The sequence below is a fragment of the Streptomyces sp. MZ04 genome, from assembly GCF_004684775.1.
Lineage (GTDB): Bacteria > Actinomycetota > Actinomycetes > Streptomycetales > Streptomycetaceae > Streptomyces.
In genome coordinates this window covers 1-3,282 of the sequence record NZ_SRIC01000485.1, presented here as the reverse complement: position 1 = coordinate 3,282, position 3,282 = coordinate 1, and the positions used below count along the sequence as shown (strand labels likewise).

2 protein-coding genes are annotated in these 3,282 nt (G+C 72.7%); one reads left to right on the top strand and one right to left on the bottom strand.

Translation table 11 applies throughout. The features are described from left to right. Positions 1–173: 173 nt before the first annotated feature. Positions 174–1,994: an EAL domain-containing protein gene (locus E2651_RS42230; protein WP_135336566.1), complete on the top strand. Its 1,821-nt coding sequence runs from the start codon at positions 174–176 to the stop codon at positions 1,992–1,994. An 86-nt stretch (positions 1,995–2,080) separates the two neighbouring features. Here E2651_RS42230 and E2651_RS42225 read toward each other — a convergent pair whose 3' ends face one another. Beyond that, positions 2,081–3,178, bottom strand: a complete 1,098-nt coding sequence (locus E2651_RS42225) for an LLM class flavin-dependent oxidoreductase (RefSeq protein WP_135336565.1) — start codon at positions 3,176–3,178, stop codon at positions 2,081–2,083. Between the last annotated feature and the right edge of the window lie 104 nt (positions 3,179–3,282).

Genomic DNA, 3,282 nt, shown 5'->3' with positions numbered 1-3,282 from the left:
CCCATCGGCCCCGCGCACCCCACGACCGCCACGCTGCGCCGTGCCGCGGCTGGATGCGCCCGCTGGCCTGCCCCTATGATCGGCACACTTTCCCGCGCGGGCCCGGCCTCGCCGACCCTGCGCGGGCCCGGCCTCGCCGAACAACTGCACTGCGGGAGCAAGCGGTGAACGGAATGTCAGAAGGCCCCCTGCCCACAACGGTCACAGCAGCCACAGCAGCCACAGCGGTCACAACGCCCGGCCTCGCCCGGGCGCCCCTCACGGAGCGTGGCCGCCCCGAGCCGGCCGTCCACCGGGCCGCCTTCGGCGCCGCCCCGCTCGCGCTCGCCGTGGTCGACGGCGAAGGCCTCGTGATGGACGCCAACGACGCGCTCGCCGAGCTGCTCGGCACCTCCCCCGACGAGCTGTTCGGCCGCCTCGCCGCCGACCTGGTGGACCTCGCGTCGGACGCCCGCACCTGGCACGCGTACCGCGAAGTGCTCCGCGGCCGCCAGGCGAAGCTGCGCTGCACCCGGCGCCTGAAGCACCCCGACGGGCACTCCCTGTGGGTGCAGGTCACGGTCTCCCCCATGCCCGGCGGGCGCACGGTGCTGCTCGCCGCCACGGACATCAGCGCGCGCCGCGAGCTCCAGGCCCGGCTCCGCCACCTCCAGATGCACGACCCGGTGACCCGGCTGCCCAACCGCAGCCTGTTCTTCGAGCGGCTCGCCGGCGCGATCGAAGCGGGCGCGTACGACGACGCGGGCACCGGACGGGTCGGCCTGTGCTACCTCGACCTCGACGGGTTCAAGGCGGTCAACGACACCCTCGGCCACCGCGTCGGCGACCGGCTCCTCGCGGCGGTCGCCGAGCGGCTCACGCGGTGCGCCGACGACGCCGGGTACGGCAGGACGGCGGCGCCGCTGGTGGCGCGGCTCGGCGGCGACGAGTTCGCGCTGCTCGTGGAGGACTCGACGGGCACCGACCAGCTGGCCGACCTCGCCGACGCGGCGCTCAAGGCGCTGCAGGCCCCCTTCGACCTGTCGGGCCAGCGGCTCTCGGTCTCGGCGTCCATCGGCGTCGTCGAGCGGCGGGCCACCGGGACCACGGCCACCGGCCTGATGCAGGCCGCCGACACGACGCTGTACTGGGCGAAGGCCGACGGCAAGGCCCGCTGGACGCTCTTCGACCCCGAGCGCAACGCCCACCGCATGACCCGCCAGGCCCTCGCGAGTTCACTGCGTCCTGCCGTCGACCGCGGTGAGTTCGTCCTGGACTACCAGCCGCTGGTCGGCCTCGACGACGGCCGGTTGCACGGCGTGGAGGCGCTGGTGCGGTGGCAGCATCCGCAGTTCGGGCTGCTCACGCCGAATCGGTTCATCGGATTGGCGGAGGAAGACGGTTCGATCGTCCAGCTGGGCCGCTGGGTGCTGCGTACGGCGTGCCGCCAGGCCCGGCAGTGGCAGCTCGACCACCCGGACCGGCCGCCGGTGTTCGTGAGCGTCAATGTCGCCGTGCGCCAGGTGTGGGACTCCGACCTGGTCGCCGACGTCGCCGAGATCCTCGCCGAGACCGGGCTCCCGCCGCACCTGGTGCAGCTCGAGCTCACCGAGTCCGCCGTGATGGGCTCGGCGGGGCGGCCACTGCAGGCCCTGCAGTCGCTCAGCGACATGGGGGTGGGCATCGCCATCGACGACTTCGGCACCGGATACTCGAACCTGGCGTATCTGAGTCGGCTCCCGGTGTCCGTCCTGAAGCTGGACGGCTCTTTCGTACGCGGTTTCCAGTACGACGCGGAAGCGGGCGAGGCGCACATCAACCCCGCCGACGAGATCATCGTGGAGGCCCTTGTGATGCTCGCGCACCGGCTCGGGCTCACGGTGACCGCGGAGTGCGTGGAGACCGCGGCGCAGGCCTCGCGGCTGCGGAGGATCGGGTGCGACACGGGACAGGGGTGGTTGTACTCCCGTCCCGTGGCGCCGGATCGTATCTCCGCGCTGCTCGCCGCTATGTGACGGCTAAAGCCTGTTGCAGAAGGCTGCGTTCGGGCAGGTCAGGGCTTGGGCAGGTCAAGGCTTGGGCAGGTCAGGGCTTGGGCAGGTCAGGGCTTGGGCAGGCCGTACGCGTCCGCGACCAGTTCGTAGCTGCGCAGGCGGAGTTCGCCGCTGTGCGCGTTGGCCGTGAGCATCAGCTCGTCGGCGCCGGTGCGCTTGGCGAGGTCGTCCAGGCCGGAGCGGACCTGGTCGGCGGTGCCGTGGATGACGTTGGAGTTCCAGTTGTCGATGAACTCCCGCTCCATTGGGGAGAACACGTGCGCCTCCGCCTCCTCGGGCGTCGGGACGAGACCGGGGCGGCCGGTGCGCAGGCGGACCATGTTCAGGGCCATCGCCATGACCTGGCGGCGGGCCTCCTTCTCGTCGTCCGTGGCGAGGGCGGATACGCCGATGAGGGCGTACGGGGCGTCCAGGACCGCGGAGGGCTTGAACGACTCGCGGTAGAGGTCGAGCGCCGGGATCGTGTTCTGCGGCGAGAAGTGGTGCGCGAAGGCGAAGGGCAGGCCCAGCACTCCGGCGAGGCGGGCGCTGAAGCCGGAGGAGCCGAGCAGCCAGATCGGCGGGCGGTGCGGGGACTGGACGCCGCCGGGCGAGGTGGCCTGGACGGGTCCGGGCACGGCGTGGATGCGGGCGTAGGGGTGCCCGTCGGGGAAGTCGTCGTCCAGGAAGCGGGTGAGCTCGGCGAGCTGCTCGGGGAAGTCGTCCGCGCCCTCGTTGAGGCGCTCCGTCCTGCGCAGCGCGGCCGCGGTCGCGCCGTCCGTGCCGGGGGCGCGGCCGAGGCCCAGGTCGATGCGGCCCGGGGCCATCGCCTCCAGGGTGCCGAACTGCTCCGCGATGACCAGGGGGGCGTGGTTGGGGAGCATGACTCCACCGGAACCGAGGCGGATCTTCTGGGTGTGGGCCGCGAGGTGGGCGAGGATCACCGCGGGGGACGAGGAGGCGACTCCCGGCATGGAGTGGTGTTCGGCCACCCAGTCGCGGTGGTAGCCGCGGGCTTCCGCGAGGCGGGCGATGTCCACGCTGGTCCGCAGCGCCTGGGTGGCCGTGCGGCCGGCGCCCACGGTCACCAGGTCCAGGACGGACAGGGGGACGGGGGCGGTTCCCTGCCGGGTGCCTCGGATTTCGTCGCTCGGGGCCGATGTCACGGTGGGCTGCCTCCTGCTGCGCGTGCTTGTGCGGTGTCTTCTTACTCCGCAGGTGCGAACAGGAGGGGGGCTCCGGTTATTCCTTCGGCTGTCTGTGGGTGGGG

Bases quoted from the DNA above. Each gene is read 5' to 3' on its own strand.
- E2651_RS42230 (WP_135336566.1), top strand. From the start codon at position 174: ATGTCAGAAGGCCCCCTGCCCACAACGGTCACAGCAGCCACAGCAGCC.